This window comes from Streptomyces sp. NPDC007983 (genome assembly GCF_042958345.1).
Lineage (GTDB): Bacteria > Actinomycetota > Actinomycetes > Streptomycetales > Streptomycetaceae > Streptomyces.
In genome coordinates this window covers 1-14947 of sequence record NZ_JBIBJI010000009.1, presented here as the reverse complement: position 1 = coordinate 14947, position 14947 = coordinate 1, and the positions used below count along the sequence as shown (strand labels likewise).

Sequence of the window (14947 nt, the reverse complement as noted above, 5' to 3'; positions counted from 1 at the left end):
GCTATGGGCCATCCGCTCATCGACCATCCCCACCCACTACAGGAGCCCCATGAACCCCCTCGGCACCGGCGATCCCCTCCGCCTCGGCCCGTACCGCCTCACCGGTGTGCTCGGCGCCGGCGGGATGGGGCAGGTGTACCTCGGGCGGGACGCGGCGGGCCGGACCGCGGCCGTCAAGGTGCTGCGGCCCGAGCTGGCGCACGATCCGGAGATGGCCCGGCGCTTCCTGCGCGAGGCGTACGCGGCGCAGGCCGTGCGCAGCGGCGGGGTGGCGCGGGTGCTGGCGGCGCAGACCGAGGGCGGACGGCCGTGGATGGCCACGGAGTTCCTGGTGGGGCCCACCCTCGACCAGGCCGTCGAACGGTACGGGGCCCTCGGTGAACCCGCTGTCAGGGCACTGGGCGCGGCGCTCGTGACGACGCTTCGGGAGATCCACGGGGCCGGGCTCGTGCACCGTGACCTCAAGCCGTCGAACATCGTGCTGACCTCGCGCGGCCCAAAGATCATCGACTTCGGCATCGCCCGCCCCGAACACGGGCTCACCCTCACCACCACCGGACAGACGCTCGCCACCCCCGGCTACGCCGCGCCCGAACAGGTGCTGGGGCGGCGGACCGGGCCCGCGGGAGACGTGTTCTCCCTCGGCGTGGTCCTGGCGTACGCGGCGGGCGGGCGGCCGGTCTACGAGGGCGGGCACGTGGCTGCCATGCAGTACCAGGTGGTGCACGGCGAACCGGAACTCGGCGCGGTGCCGGAGGAGATACGGGCCCTGGTCGCCCCCTGCCTCGCCAAGGAGGCCGCGGCCCGGCCCGCCCTTGACACCATCGCCGGGCAGCTGGCGCCGCCCCGCGGCGCCGGCCGGGTCTGGCGGACCGGGCCGCTCGCGGCGGACATCGCGCGGCGCGAGACGGACGCCCGCCGGATGGCCACCATGCCCGGAGACGAGGAGTCCCGCCCCACCCGGCGCAGGCTGCTCACCACCCTTGCCGTGGGCGGCACGGTGCTCGCTGCGGGCGGCGGGACCGGGGCGTGGTGGCTGCTGCGCGACGACGAGGACGCGGCGGACGGTACGCGGCCCTGGGACGCGAAGCCGCTGGCGAAGTACGACGAGGGCACCGCGCCGTCGCCCCTGTGGGGCCCCGTCGACATCGGCCCCCTGCGCCTCGCCGACAAGGCCGTGCCCGCGCCGCTCCCCGTCCATGACCTGGTCGTCGTCCCGTCGGCGGGCGGCCGTCTGCGCGCCTATGGCGTACGCGACGGAAAGCCGCGATGGACGTCGAAGGCCACCGGCCTGACCGGCCGCGCTCTCGCGGTCCCCGGCGATACCGAAGACACGGACGGCACCGTTCTCGCGACTGACGCCCATGGCGCGGTATGGGCGCTGCGCGCCGCGGACGGCAAGCAGCGGTGGAAGGCCGACCGGGCGGACGCGCGCGCTCTGCTCGCCGCCGACGAACAGACCGTCTACCTCACCACCCGCGACGGCCGGATCCGCGCCGTATCGCTCACCTCCCGTGCGGCCCTGTGGACGGCTCCGGGGCCCGGCGGCCGAGACACCCCCGCCGCGGTGGTGGCCGGAGGCCGGCTGGTGGTCCACGCTGCTGACGGCAAGGTGACCGGGTACGACACCGCCGACGGCAGGCCCGTCTGGCGCCGCGATCAGCACGGGTCCGACCCCGTCGCCCCGGCCGTCGCCGACGGCACGGTCTTCCTGGGCGGACGCACCCTGGCCGCGCTCTCGCTCGCGGACGGCGACGAGAAGTGGGCGCGCACCGCCACCGGCGAACTGGGCTGGAGCGCACCGGCCGTGCGCGACGGCGTCGTCCACGCCGTGGACGCCACCGACCTGACCGCCCGCCGGGCATCGGACGGCTCGGACACCTGGACGGTGCCCTTCGCGTCCGAACAGCATCCGCTCACGCCGCCGGTGGTGCAGGGCAACAGCGTCTGGGCGATGATCGACGACTTCGGCCAGCGGGGCATCGTGGCCGTGGACGCCCGCAGAGGAAGCGTCGCCTGGCCGTACGCCCAGGGCGGCGCGGGCGGCTGGCGGCTGGCCGGAGCCGGAAACCGGGTCTTCCTGCTGCACAACGAGAAGCTGACGGCCATGCCGGTGTTCTAGGACGGCCGTTCCAGGACTACAGATTGATTCACCGCCACACCGACGCGATCATCCGGAGACACCCTTGGACAGCGACGCGCTGGACGCGTACATACGGGCCCGACTGACACTGGCCGGGGTCGACATCGACCAGCTCCCCGACGTGGCCGACCCCGAGACCGGCGCGCCCACCCGGGCTGTGATCATGGTGGCGCTGCGCGAGTTCGTCGCCACGACCCCCGGCGCGTTGGCCGACTGGGCGCCGCCGACGGGCGGCGTGGGCGGCGCGCCGGGGGCGGCGTACGCGCAGCAGGAGGCCGCGCCGCTCGCGTACCCGTCGATCACCACCGGCTGGACCGGGGAGGCGGACCGCTGATGGGCCGCGACCTCAACCGCCGTACGTTCCTCGCCGCTTCGGCCGCCGCCGGTGGCGGTGGCGCCCTCGCCGCGTCCGCCGCACCGGCCGCCGCGGCCCCGGCCCGTAGGCCGGAGGCTCCTGCCGTCCCCGCTGTCTCGGTGCCCGATCTGCCGGTGCGCGAGGCGGCGCGGCACGACCCCACGGAGGCCACGCTCGCCGAGGCCGTCGTCCTGATCCGCGGCGGCCGCCTCACCTCCGCGGACCTCGTCCAGGCGTATCTGGACCGTATCGATAAGTACGACAAGACGTACCAGGCGTACGCCGAGGTGACCGGCAAACAGGCGCTGCTCTCTGCCTATGCGGCAGACCAGGCGCACAAGAACGGAAAGCGCGGGCCGCTGGCCGGGGTTCCGTTGTGCGTCAAGGACAACTACTTCACCAAGGGCGTGCCCACCCGCGCCAACTCCTTCATCTTCGAAGACTTCGTGCCGGTCACCGACGCCACCGCCGTCGCCCGGCTCAAGGTGGCGGGCGGCATCCTGCTCGGCAAGGGGCAGATGGGACCGCTGGCCACCACCCGTGCCACCACGCCCAACGGCCTGATCACCACCGTCAACGCCTGGACGCCCGACAATCCGCTCATCGACCCCGGCGGTTCGTCCACGGGACCGGCCTGCGCGGTCGCCGGGCGGATGGCGTCGTCCTCCATCGGTACCCAGACCGGTGGCTCCATCGTCAACCCGGCCAACCGGCAGAACCTCACCGGCCTGAAGCCCACCATGGGCCGGGTCTCCCTGAACGGCGTCATCCCGCTGTCGTACACCCGGGACCACTGCGGTCCGATCGCCCGCGACGCGATGGACGCGGCGATCATGCTCACCGTCATGGCCGGGCCGGACGCCGAGGATCCGAGGACCCAGGGCCTGCCGCGCCTGCCCGACCTGGTGCGCGCGGCCACCCCCGTGGTCTCGCCCAAGGGGAAGGTACGGCTGCGCCGGCCCACCCGGATCGGGGTGCCGCCGGGGTTCACCGACGGCATCGCCCGGCGCCAGGCGCTCCTGGACACCCTGGCGGATCTGCCCGGCGTCACCCTCGTGGAGGTCCGCTACCCCGCCGACTGGTCGCTGCTGACCGGTAGCGCGTTCAACGCCGCGCGCCTGAGCGAGCGCACCGAGCCCTTCCGGCACTGGCTGCGCCAGGACCTGACGAAGTTCGGCGTCTCGGTGCTGGGCTGGCTGCAGGGGCTGATGATCTCCGGCGACGAGTGGATCACCGCGCAGCGCGCCAAGCACCACTTGCTGCGCGCGGTGCTCGACGGTCCGTTCGACCACTGCGACGTGCTGCTGCAGACCAGCCCGGTACCGTTCGACATCCTGGGCCTTCCGGAGATCGGCTTCCCCATCGGCTTCACGGCCGGTGTGCCGACCGGCGCGATCCTCGGCGGGGCGCCGTACGAGGAGGATCGCCTGCTGGAGGTGGTCGCCGCCTATCAGGCGGTCACCGACTGGCACGAGCGGCGCCCGGTGGATCCGGCCCTGGAGCCCGTCAAGCGGGTCGTCCGCCCGCTGCTGGACGCCGTGGAGGCCGCGGCCGCCAGTGCGTAGTGCTGCGGCGGCCCGTGCCCAGTGACCGTCCGGCGGCGGCTGCCCGGTGACCATCCGGCGGCGGCCTGGAGGACCCCGCCCGGGACACTGGTACTCTGTGTGCTGGCCGTTTGCGTACGCGCCCCCGGAGCCTTCTGCGAAGGTCCTGGAGACAGCGCCCAGCGGACCCCGCCTTCCGAGTCACGGAAGATCCCCTGAGACACCGACCAGGGGCACTCGGCGGCTGAAACTGAGAAACCTAGGAGTACGTGTGTCGCTCGACGCCGCTACGAAGAAGCAGATCATGACCGAGTTCGCCACGAAGGAAGGCGACACCGGCTCCCCGGAGGTCCAGGTCGCGCTGCTCTCGCGCCGCATCTCGGACCTGACCGAGCACCTCAAGACCCACAAGCACGACCACCACTCCCGCCGTGGTCTGCTGCTGCTGGTCGGCCAGCGCCGCCGGCTGCTGCAGTACCTGGCGAAGAAGGACATCACGCGCTTCCGTGCGCTGGTCGAGCGCCTCGGCATCCGTCGCGGTGCGGCGGGCGCCAAGTAAGTCGTCGTGAAGGGAGCGGTTCCCGGGTCAGGGGGCCGCTCCCTTTGCCGTACGCGGCTTCTTGCGCCGCCTCGGCCCCTCGGCACGGAGCGTATGTCCGCTACGTCCCGTACGCGCCAGACCAAAGACCCATCGTGATGATGGCCGAAGCTTTGTAGTCTGGTCCCAACAACGCCATAACGCACGAGGAGGAGCGCCTCATTCCCGCCGCACCGGCGCCATAGGAGCCGGTCCTCGGTAGTGGCTCCCGGAATTGGCAATTCCGGTGGCTTCGATCGAAGACCGGCCCGGCAGCCGGACAGCAAGGCCCGGAGGCGCTGCTCCACCACCGTCCACCGTCATACGGACGGGGACGCAGACGAGGAGATTTCCCTGGTGGAGAACGAGACCCACTACGCCGAGGCCGTCATCGACAACGGCACCTTCGGCACCCGCACCATCCGTTTCGAGACGGGCCGCCTGGCCCGTCAGGCCGCCGGCTCGGCCGTGGCCTACCTGGACGACGACACCATGGTGCTGTCGGCCACCACCGCTTCGAAGAACCCCAAGGACCAGCTCGACTTCTTCCCGCTGACGGTCGACGTCGAGGAGCGGATGTACGCCGCCGGGCGCATCCCCGGCTCGTTCTTCCGCCGTGAGGGCCGCCCGTCCGAGGACGCGATCCTCACCTGCCGCCTCATCGACCGCCCGCTGCGCCCGTCCTTCAAGAAGGGCCTGCGCAACGAGATCCAGGTCGTCGAGACGATCATGGCGCTCAACCCCGACCACCTCTACGACGTGGTCGCGATCAACGCCGCCTCCTGCTCCACCCAGCTGGCGGGCCTGCCCTTCTCCGGCCCGATCGGCGGCACCCGCGTCGCCCTGATCAAGGGCCAGTGGGTCGCCTTCCCGACCCACAGCGAGCTGGAGGACGCCGTCTTCGACATGGTCGTCGCCGGTCGCGTCCTGGAGGACGGCGACGTCGCGATCATGATGGTCGAGGCCGAGGCCACCCAGCAGACCATCCAGCTGGTCAAGGACGGCGCCGAGGCGCCGACCGAGGAGATCGTCGCGGCCGGCCTCGAGGCCGCCAAGCCGTTCATCAAGGTCCTGTGCAAGGCCCAGTCGGACCTCGCCGCCAAGGCCGCCAAGCCCACCGGCGAGTTCCCGATCTTCCTGGACTACCAGGACGACGTGCTGGAGGCGCTCACCGCCGCCGTGCGCGACGAGCTGTCCCAGGCGCTGACCATCGCGGGCAAGCAGGAGCGCGAGGCCGAGCTGGACCGCGTCAAGGGTCTGGCCGCCGAGAAGCTGCTGCCGCAGTTCGAGGGACGCGAGAAGGAGATCTCCGCCGCGTACCGCTCGCTGACCAAGTCCCTGGTGCGCGAGCGCGTCATCAAGGAGAAGAAGCGCATCGACGGCCGCGGCGTCACGGACATCCGTACGCTCGCCGCCGAGGTCGAGGCGATCCCGCGGGTCCACGGCTCGGCGCTGTTCGAGCGCGGCGAGACCCAGATCCTGGGCGTCACCACGCTGAACATGCTCCGCATGGAGCAGCAGCTCGACACGCTCTCGCCCGAGACGCGCCGCCGCTACATGCACAACTACAACTTCCCGCCGTACTCCACCGGTGAGACCGGCCGCGTCGGCTCCCCGAAGCGCCGCGAGATCGGCCACGGCGCGCTGGCCGAGCGGGCGCTGCTGCCGGTGCTGCCGACCCGCGAGGAGTTCCCGTACGCCATCCGCCAGGTCTCCGAGGCGCTCGGCTCCAACGGCTCGACCTCCATGGGTTCGGTCTGCGCCTCCACGATGTCGCTGCTGAACGCCGGTGTGCCGCTGAAGGCCCCGGTCGCGGGCATCGCGATGGGCCTGATCTCCCAGGAGATCGACGGCGAGACCCACTACGTCACCCTCACCGACATCCTCGGTGCGGAGGACGCGTTCGGTGACATGGACTTCAAGGTCGCCGGCACCAAGCAGTTCGTGACCGCCCTCCAACTGGACACGAAGCTGGACGGCATCCCGGCGTCCGTCCTGGCCGCGGCCCTCAAGCAGGCCCGCGACGCCCGGCTGCACATCCTCGACGTGATGATGGAGGCCATCGACACGCCGGACGAGATGTCCCCGAACGCCCCGCGGATCATCACCGTCAAGATCCCGGTGGACAAGATCGGTGAGGTCATCGGCCCCAAGGGCAAGATGATCAACCAGATCCAGGAGGACACCGGCGCCGAGATCACCATCGAGGACGACGGCACGATCTACATCGGTGCCGCCGACGGCCCGGCCGCCGAGGCCGCCCGCGCGACCATCAACGGCATCGCCAACCCGACGATGCCCGAGGTCGGCGAGCGCTACCTGGGCACGGTCGTGAAGACCACCACCTTCGGCGCCTTCGTCTCCCTGCTCCCGGGCAAGGACGGGCTGCTGCACATCTCGCAGATCCGCAAGCTCGCCGGTGGCAAGCGCGTGGAGAACGTCGAGGACGTGCTCGCGGTGGGCTCCAAGGTGCAGGTCGAGATCGCCGAGATCGACCAGCGCGGCAAGCTCTCGCTGCACCCGGTCATCGAGGGTGAAGACGACAAGGCCGACCAGGACGACGAGGCGAAGGACGAAGCCGCCAAGTGACGTCCCGCGACGACGTGACGACGGCCCGCACCTCTTCGGAGGGGCGGGCCGTCGCCCGTACCCAAACGCTTCTCCCGGGCGAGAACGGCATCGGGACGGTCCGCAGGACCACGCTCCCCAGCGGCCTGCGCATCCTCACCGAAACCCTGCCGTCCGTGCGCTCCGCCACCTTCGGCATCTGGGCGCACGTGGGCTCCCGCGACGAGACCCCCACGCTGAACGGCGCCACCCACTACCTGGAGCACCTGCTCTTCAAGGGCACCCGGCGGCGCAGCGCGCTCGACATCTCCGCGGCCATCGACGCCGTCGGCGGCGAGATGAACGCGTTCACCGCCAAGGAGTACACCTGCTACTACGCGCGGGTGCTCGACACCGATCTGCCGCTGGCCATCGACGTCGTCTGCGACATGCTGACCGGCTCGGTGATCGACGCGGCGGACGTGGACGCCGAGCGCGGCGTCGTCCTCGAAGAGATCGCGATGACCGAGGACGACCCGGGCGACTGCGTCCACGACCTGTTCGCGCACACCATGCTGGGCGACACCCCGCTCGGCCGCCCGGTCCTGGGCACCGTCGACACCGTCAACGGGCTCGGCCGCGACCAGATCGCCCGCTTCTACAAGAAGCACTATGACCCGACCCACCTGGTCGTCGCCGCCGCGGGCAACGTCGACCACGACGCGGTCGTCCGGCAGGTGAGCGACGCCTTCGAGCAGGCGGGCGCCCTCACCCGCGCCGACGCGGTCCCGGTCGCCCCGCGCGCCGGTTCCCGGGCGATCCGCACCGCCGGCCGGGTGGAGCTGCTGAACCGCAAGACCGAGCAGGCGCACGTCATCCTCGGCATGCCCGGCATCCCGCGCACCGACGACCGGCGCTGGGCGCTCGGCGTGCTCAACACGGCGCTCGGCGGCGGCATGAGCTCCCGGCTCTTCCAGGAGGTCCGGGAGAAGCGCGGCCTCGCCTACAGCGTCTACTCGTACAACTCCGGCTTCGCCGACTGCGGACTCTTCGGCGTCTACGCGGGCTGCCGCCCGAGCCAGGTGCACGACGTCCTCAAGATCTGCCGCGACGAGCTGGACCAGGTCGCGCGCGACGGTCTCACCGACGAGGAGCTGCGGCGCGCCATCGGCCAGCTCTCCGGCTCCACGGTGCTCGGCCTGGAGGACACCGGCGCGCTGATGAACCGCATCGGCAAGAGCGAGCTGTGCTGGGCCGACCAGATGTCGGTGGACGACATGCTCGCCCGGATCCAGTCGGTCACCCCGGACGAGGTGCGCGAGGTGGCCCGCGATGTACTGGGGCAGCGTCCTTCGCTGTCGGTCATCGGCCCGCTGAAGGACAAGCAGGCGGCCCGGCTGGACGAGGCCGTCGCCTAGCCGGAGAAGAGCCGCCCGGCCGGAGAAGCCGTCCGACCGGAGAACGCGAAGGAAGAGGAACGATGAGCAAGCTGCGCGTGGCCGTCCTCGGTGCCAAGGGCCGGATCGGCTCCGAGGCCGTACGAGCCGTCGAGGCCGCCGAGGACATGGAACTGGTCGCCGCGCTGGGCCGGGGCGACAAGCTGGAGACCATGGTCGAGGCGGGCGCCGAGGTCGCGGTCGAGCTGACCGACCCGGGCTCGGTGATGGGCAACCTCGACTTCTGCGTACGGCACGGCATCCACGGCGTCGTCGGCACCACCGGCTGGACCGACGAGCGCCTCGCGCAGCTGCGCGGCTGGCTCGACGGCTCGCCCCGCACCGGCGTGCTCATCGCCCCGAACTTCTCCATCGGCGCCGTGCTGACCATGCGCTTCGCCCGCCAGGCCGCCCGCTTCTTCGAATCGGTCGAGGTCATCGAGCTGCACCACCCCAACAAGGTGGACGCTCCCTCGGGCACCGCGGCCCGTACCGCCCAGCTGATCGGCGAGGCCCGCCGCGAGGCGGGCTGCGCCCCGCAGCCGGACGCGACGGCCACGGCGCTGGAGGGCGCGCGGGGCGCCGAGGTGGACGGCGTGCCGGTGCACTCGGTACGGCTGCGCGGGCTCCTCGCCCACCAGGAGGTCCTGCTCGGCGGCGAGGGCGAGACCCTCACCATCCGGCACGACTCGATCCACCACAGCAGCTTCATGCCGGGCATCCTGCTCGGCGCGCGGCGCGTGGTGACCACCCCCGGCCTGACCTTCGGCCTGGAACACTTCCTCGATCTGGACTGAGGGCACACCGGTGCGCGCAAAGATCACGTATTTCGTCCTCGCGGCCGTCCTGGTCGTCTACTTCGTGCTGGTCGGCGACCGCGGGGTGCTCCTCATCCGGGAGGGCACCCCGGTGACTATCGCCTACGGCGCGGCCGTGCTGGTGCTGCCGCTCATCGGCGGCTGGTTCCTGTGGCAGACCACCCAGTTCGCGCGCAACGCCGACCGGCTCGCGCGCGAACTGGACGCCGAGGGCGGCCTTCCGGTCGACGAGCTGGTACGGACGCCCGGCGGGCGCATCGACCGGGACTCGGCGGACGCGGTCTTCGCCAAGCGGCGGGCCGAGACGGAAGCGTCGCCGGAGGACTGGCGCTCCTGGTTCCGGCTCGCCATCGCGTACCACGACGCCCGCGACACCGCCCGCGCCCGCAAGGCGATGCAGCGCGCCATCGCCCTCCACGACGGCAAGCCGGTCCGGGCCGCGGACAGCTCCGGCTGACGGCGCCACGGGCTCAGCGGGCGCGCCGGGCCGCTTGCTCGTCGAGTGCGTCGGCGGCCGCCCGGAAGGCCTCGGGGCGCCCCAGGAAATCGGTGTCATGGCTGGTGATCAGGGTCAGCGGGGCGCCGCCCGACGTCCGCTCGGCGAGCACCGCCTGCCCCTGCACCGTGAGCGGAAGGCCCAGCCGGCGCACCGGCTGCTGGACCGTACGTATCGACGCGACGTCCTGCCAGGCGACCGTGGTGGACGAGAGCAGCCCGGTCCGCCGCAGCCCCCGCTCGTTCGCCCGGACGCCCGCCTGCACCATCCGGACCGCGAAGCCCATCACCAGCGCCGCCGCGGCGACGCACACCCCCGCGGCCGATCCCGAGCCCGCCAGGGCGATGATCAGCGCCGAGAAGAGGAGGTACGAGGCGAGCAGCAACAGCACCGCCGCTCCGCCCACCTTCCAGGGCCCCGGCCGGTACGGGCGGCGCCAGCGCTCGGGGTCCTCGTAAGCGACATCGGCATGCGTGACGTCGACATGCGCGAGCGGGGCCGCTTCGGGCCCCGCTCGGTCGTCGTCATGTGCGCGGTCGGCTGTCAGGAAGGGCAGTGGCACGGATTGTCCTCACTCACACACACGTCCGGTGGTCTGTGCTGAGTGAGGCTATCTCAGCACAGCTCAGCGCCCGTTCGAGGCCTCCTGCGCCTGGTGAGTGGGGTGCGACTGACTGTCGAGCGCGGGCATGCCGAACATCAGGGCGCCGACGAAACCGGCGACGATCGTCAGCCCCATCAGCGTCCGGCCGGTTATCTCGGACCGGGACGCCCGGGGGCGGGGTGGCGGGGTGACATTACTGCGGAAACGGTCGGCTTCGGCGACGAAGGCGAACGGTACGGGCTCTCGCCGGCGGAACATGAGCGGGCTCTCCTTGGAACCTCGAGCGCGGGTACTTCAGTGTGTAGGACGTGTGAACGACCGTCCTGGTGCCCTGTTTCAAGAACTTCAGTCAAAATTTTCTGCGGGGGTCCGGGCGCGTGTTCGCGCGAGTGCCCGTGCGGGGGTCCGGGGGAGCGGAGCTGTCGGTGGCGGCCCGTAAGCTGGGCCCGCCCCGAGCGATGCGACATGGAAGGACCCGTCGGTGAGCGACACCCCCGCCGAGAGCCCGGCCGAGACCGAGAAGGCCAGTTTCCGCAGCGATGTGACCGTCGAGCTGGTGAAGCACAGCGCCGCCGACTCCGACGTCCTGTGGGCCGCGAGGGTGTCCACCGCGGGTGAGCAGTCCCTAGAAGAGCTGACGAAGGACCCGGAGCGCTCCAAGGGCCTGATCAACTTCCTGATGCGCGACCGGCACGGCAGCCCGTTCGAGCACAACTCGATGACCTTCTTCATCAGCGCCCCGATCTTCGTCTTCCGCGAGTTCATGCGGCACCGCGTGGGCTGGTCGTACAACGAGGAGTCCGGCCGCTACCGCCGTCTGGAGCCGGTCTTCTACGTGCCCGGCGAGGACCGCAAGCTGGTCCAGCAGGGCCGCCCGGGGAAGTACGAGTTCGTCGAGGGCACCCCCGAGCAGCACGCGCTGACCGGCCGCGCGATGGAGGACGCCTACCGCCACGCGTACGAGGCGTACCAGGAGATGCTGGCCGCCGGGGTCGCCCGCGAGGTGGCCCGCGCGGTGCTCCCGGTCGGCCTGTACTCCTCGATGTACGCGACGTGCAACGCGCGCTCGCTGATGCACTTCCTGGGCCTGCGCACCCAGCACGAGCAGGCCGCCGTGCCGTCCTTCCCGCAGCGGGAGATCGAGATGGTGGGCGAGAAGATGGAGGAGGCGTGGGCCGGGCTGATGCCGCTCACCCACGCCGCGTTCAACGCCAATGGCCGGGTCGCTCCGTAGCGCGAGCGAAGTGTCCGTATTGCGACGTTTCGAGAAGTTCATCTAGGCTGAACAAAGGGGCCCGGCACTGCTTGAACCCCCGAGCAGGCAGTGCCGGGTCCTCTCTGATGGCGCTGTTCCGCCGCCCCGAGCGAGCGCCGCGGGGCGCGCTACGAGTAGCGTGGTGCCCATGGCACCGACATCCACATCGCAGACCCCTTTCGGGCGGGTGCTGACCGCCATGGTCACGCCATTCACCGCTGACGGAGCGCTCGACCTCGACGGCGCCCAGCGGCTCGCCACTCATCTGGTGGACGCCGGCAATGACGGCCTGATCGTCAACGGCACCACCGGCGAGTCCCCGACCACCAGCGATGTGGAGAAAGCCGAGCTCGTACGAGCCGTGGTCGAGGCGGTCGGCGACCGCGCCCACGTCGTAGCCGGAGCCGGCACCAACGACACCAGGCACAGCGTGGAGCTGGCCCGCGGGGCGGAGCAGGCGGGTGCCCATGGCCTGCTCGCGGTCACGCCGTACTACAGCAAGCCCCCGCAGGAGGGCATCCTCCGCCACTTCACGGCCATCGCGAACGCCACCGGCCTGCCGGTCATGCTCTATGACATCCCCGGCCGCAGCGGCGTTCCGATCAGCACCGAGACCATGGTCCGGCTCGCCGAGCACCCGCGCATCGTCGCCAACAAGGACGCCAAGGGCGACCTCGGGCGTGCCAGCTGGGCCATCGCCCGCAGCCGCCTCGCCTGGTACTCCGGCGACGACATGCTGAACCTGCCGCTGCTGTCGGTCGGCGCTGTCGGCTTCGTCTCCGTGGTGGGCCACCTCGTCAGCCCCGAACTGCGCGCGATGCTCGAGGCCCACCTCCAGGGCGACGTCGCGAAGGCAACGGAGATCCACCAGCAGCTGCTCCCGGTCTTCACCGGTATGTTCCGCACCCAGGGCGTCATCACGTCCAAGGCCGCGCTCGCCCTCCAGGGCCTGCCGGCGGGGCCGCTGCGCCTGCCGCTCGTCGAGCTGACCCCCGAGGAAACGGAACAGCTCAAGCGCGATCTTGCCGCCGGCGGGGTACAGCTCTAGTCAAAGACGCGATGATCGCACCTTCATACTTCACAACTGCATACAGACACATCAGCAAGTGCACGAATGTCACGCGCGCCATGTGCCCCAGGGGGCATGTGGCGCGCGTGGTGAGGAGAGTCTTTTGAGTCATCCGCATCCCGAGCTCGGCCCGCCGCCGAAGCTCCCGGAGGGTGGCCTGCGTGTCACCCCTCTCGGTGGCCTCGGCGAGATCGGCCGCAACATGACGGTCTTCGAATACGGTGGCCGGCTGCTGATCGTCGACTGCGGGGTGCTCTTCCCCGAGGAGGAGCAGCCCGGAGTCGACTTGATCCTGCCGGACTTCACGTCCATCCGGGACCGCCTCGACGACATCGACGGCATCGTGCTCACGCACGGCCACGAGGACCACATCGGCGGCGTCCCGTTCCTGCTTCGCGAGAAGCCGGACATCCCGCTGATCGGCTCCAAGCTGACGCTCGCCCTGATCGAGGCGAAGCTTCAGGAGCACCGGATCCGCCCCTACACGCTGGAGGTGGAGGAGGGGAACCTGGAGCGGATCGGCCCCTTCGAGTGCGAGTTCGTGGCGGTCAACCACTCCATCCCGGACGCCCTCGCGGTCGCCATCCGCACCCCGGCCGGCCTGGCCGTGCACACCGGCGACTTCAAGATGGACCAGCTGCCGCTGGACGGCCGTCTCACCGACCTTCCCGCCTTCGCCAAGCTCGGCGAGGAGGGCATCGACCTGCTGCTGGTGGACTCCACCAACTCCGAGGTCCCCGGTTTCGTCCCGCCGGAACGCGACATCTCAGGCGTTCTGGGCCAGGTCTTCGCGAGTGCCCAGAAGCGCATCATCGTCGCGAGCTTCGCCAGCCATGTGCACCGCATCCAGCAGATCCTCGACGCGGCCCATGAGTACGGGCGCCGGGTGGCCTTCGTCGGCCGCTCGATGGTCCGCAACATGGGGATCGCCCGCGACCTGGGCTATCTGCGGGTCCCGGCGGGCCTCGTGGTGGACGTGAAGACCCTCGACGACCTCCCGGACGACGAGGTGGTGCTCGTCTGCACCGGCTCCCAGGGCGAGCCGATGGCCGCGCTGTCCCGGATGGCCAACCGCGATCACCAGATCCGCATCGTCCCGGGCGACACGGTGATCCTGGCGTCGTCGCTCATCCCGGGCAACGAGAACGCGGTCTACCGGGTCATCAACGGGCTCACGCGCTGGGGCGCGAACGTCATCCACAAGGGCAACGCCAAGGTGCACGTCTCCGGCCACGCCTCGGCCGGTGAGCTGCTGTACTTCTACAACATCTGCAAGCCCAGGAACCTGATGCCGGTCCACGGCGAATGGCGCCATCTGCGCGCCAACGCCGAGCTGGGCGCCCTCACGGGGGTCCCGAAGAACCGCTGTGTCATCGCCGAGGACGGAGTGGTGGTCGACCTCGTCGACGGCATCGCGAAGATCACCGGCAAGGTGCAGGCGGGCTATGTGTACGTGGACGGCCTCTCGGTCGGCGACGTCACCGAAAGCTCGCTCAAGGACCGCCGCATCCTGGGCGAGGAGGGCATCATCTCGGTCTTCGTGGTCGTCGACAGCACGACCGGCAAGATCGTGGGTGGTCCGCACATCCAGGCACGGGGCTCCGGCATCGAGGACGGCGCTTTCGCCGCGGTCCTCCCGAAGATCGAGGACTCCCTGGCCAAGGCGGCTTCCGACGGCGTCGCGGACTCGCACCAGATCCAGCAGCTCGTGCGCCGCGCCGTGGGCAAGTGGGTGTCCGACAGCTACCGCCGGCGCCCGATGATCCTCCCCGTGGTGGTCGAGGTCTGACGCGACCTCAGCTCCAGGAGAGCGCTGAACCCCGGGCGGGGCTCCTCGATTTGCATCGAGGAGCCCCGCTCCAGTACGTTTACGGCTCCGCCAGAGGGGGAACCCGGAGCACTCATACCGCTTCGGAGGAGCCCGAAGGCGGGGGTGGAAATCCGGCTCAGAGGATTCTGATAAAGTCGGAGACACCGAAAGGGAAGGCCCTCCAACGGCCACCGGAAGCGGAATTCGGACCGGAAACGGAACGGAAAACGGATCTGGTAAGGTTGGAAACACGAAAGGCCGGAAAGCCGAAAGGCTGAAAGGCCGGAGGGAAA

Annotated in this window: 13 protein-coding genes; 11 read left to right on the top strand and 2 right to left on the bottom strand. The window is 70.8% G+C overall.

The window, feature by feature from the left end; all coding sequences use genetic code 11:
• Positions 1–49: 49 nt before the first annotated feature.
• The 8 genes from ACFZCY_RS26725 (at position 50) to ACFZCY_RS26690 (ending at position 9877) form a co-directional block, all read left to right on the top strand.
• Positions 50–2122: a PQQ-binding-like beta-propeller repeat protein gene (locus tag ACFZCY_RS26725; RefSeq protein ID WP_391178374.1), complete on the top strand. Its 2073-nt coding sequence runs from the start codon at positions 50–52 to the stop codon at positions 2120–2122.
• A gap of 64 nt (positions 2123–2186) precedes the next feature.
• Positions 2187–2477 (top strand): hypothetical protein, encoded by a 291-nt coding sequence (locus ACFZCY_RS26720; protein WP_391178371.1) that lies wholly within the window; start codon positions 2187–2189, stop codon positions 2475–2477.
• Positions 2477–4063, top strand: a complete 1587-nt coding sequence (locus tag ACFZCY_RS26715) for an amidase family protein (protein ID WP_391178368.1) — start codon at positions 2477–2479, stop codon at positions 4061–4063. The genes ACFZCY_RS26720 and ACFZCY_RS26715 overlap by 1 nt, the downstream gene beginning before the upstream one ends.
• A gap of 250 nt (positions 4064–4313) precedes the next feature.
• Positions 4314–4601 carry a 30S ribosomal protein S15 gene (gene rpsO, locus ACFZCY_RS26710; RefSeq protein ID WP_009714645.1) on the top strand — a complete coding sequence of 96 codons (288 nt, stop codon included), beginning with the start codon at positions 4314–4316 and terminating at the stop codon, positions 4599–4601.
• A gap of 375 nt (positions 4602–4976) precedes the next feature.
• The gene (locus tag ACFZCY_RS26705; RefSeq protein ID WP_391178364.1) at positions 4977–7208 is read left to right on the top strand and encodes a polyribonucleotide nucleotidyltransferase; all 2232 of its coding nucleotides are present in this window, start codon (positions 4977–4979) and stop codon (positions 7206–7208) included.
• Positions 7205–8584, top strand: coding sequence for an insulinase family protein (locus ACFZCY_RS26700; RefSeq protein ID WP_391178361.1), 1380 nt, complete (start codon positions 7205–7207; stop codon positions 8582–8584). Before ACFZCY_RS26705 ends, ACFZCY_RS26700 begins: the two co-directional genes overlap by 4 nt.
• Before the next feature lie 62 nt (positions 8585–8646).
• Positions 8647–9399, top strand: a complete 753-nt coding sequence (gene dapB, locus ACFZCY_RS26695; protein ID WP_055556904.1) for a 4-hydroxy-tetrahydrodipicolinate reductase — start codon at positions 8647–8649, stop codon at positions 9397–9399.
• Between the two features lie 10 nt (positions 9400–9409).
• The gene (locus ACFZCY_RS26690; protein ID WP_391178357.1) at positions 9410–9877 is read left to right on the top strand and encodes a hypothetical protein; all 468 of its coding nucleotides are present in this window, start codon (positions 9410–9412) and stop codon (positions 9875–9877) included.
• A gap of 13 nt (positions 9878–9890) precedes the next feature.
• Here ACFZCY_RS26690 and ACFZCY_RS26685 read toward each other — a convergent pair whose 3' ends face one another.
• Both ACFZCY_RS26685 and ACFZCY_RS26680 read right to left on the bottom strand, forming a co-directional pair.
• Positions 9891–10478, bottom strand: a complete 588-nt coding sequence (locus tag ACFZCY_RS26685) for a hypothetical protein (RefSeq protein WP_391178354.1) — start codon at positions 10476–10478, stop codon at positions 9891–9893.
• A gap of 63 nt (positions 10479–10541) precedes the next feature.
• Positions 10542–10778, bottom strand: a complete 237-nt coding sequence (locus ACFZCY_RS26680) for a hypothetical protein (protein WP_055556910.1) — start codon at positions 10776–10778, stop codon at positions 10542–10544.
• A 223-nt stretch (positions 10779–11001) separates the two neighbouring features.
• Between ACFZCY_RS26680 and thyX the strand changes: the two genes are divergently transcribed.
• The 3 genes from thyX to ACFZCY_RS26665 all read left to right on the top strand — a co-directional run bounded on the left by thyX (position 11002) and on the right by ACFZCY_RS26665 (position 14633).
• Positions 11002–11754 (top strand): FAD-dependent thymidylate synthase, encoded by a 753-nt coding sequence (gene thyX, locus ACFZCY_RS26675; protein ID WP_391178351.1) that lies wholly within the window; start codon positions 11002–11004, stop codon positions 11752–11754.
• 169 nt (positions 11755–11923) lie between these two features.
• A complete protein-coding gene (dapA, locus tag ACFZCY_RS26670; RefSeq protein ID WP_391178348.1) occupies positions 11924–12823 on the top strand; it encodes a 4-hydroxy-tetrahydrodipicolinate synthase in 900 nt (299 codons plus the stop codon).
• A 124-nt stretch (positions 12824–12947) separates the two neighbouring features.
• Complete coding sequence (locus tag ACFZCY_RS26665; RefSeq protein WP_055556916.1) at positions 12948–14633, top strand: ribonuclease J; 1686 nt, start codon at positions 12948–12950, stop codon at positions 14631–14633.
• The last annotated feature ends 314 nt before the right edge of the window (positions 14634–14947 follow it).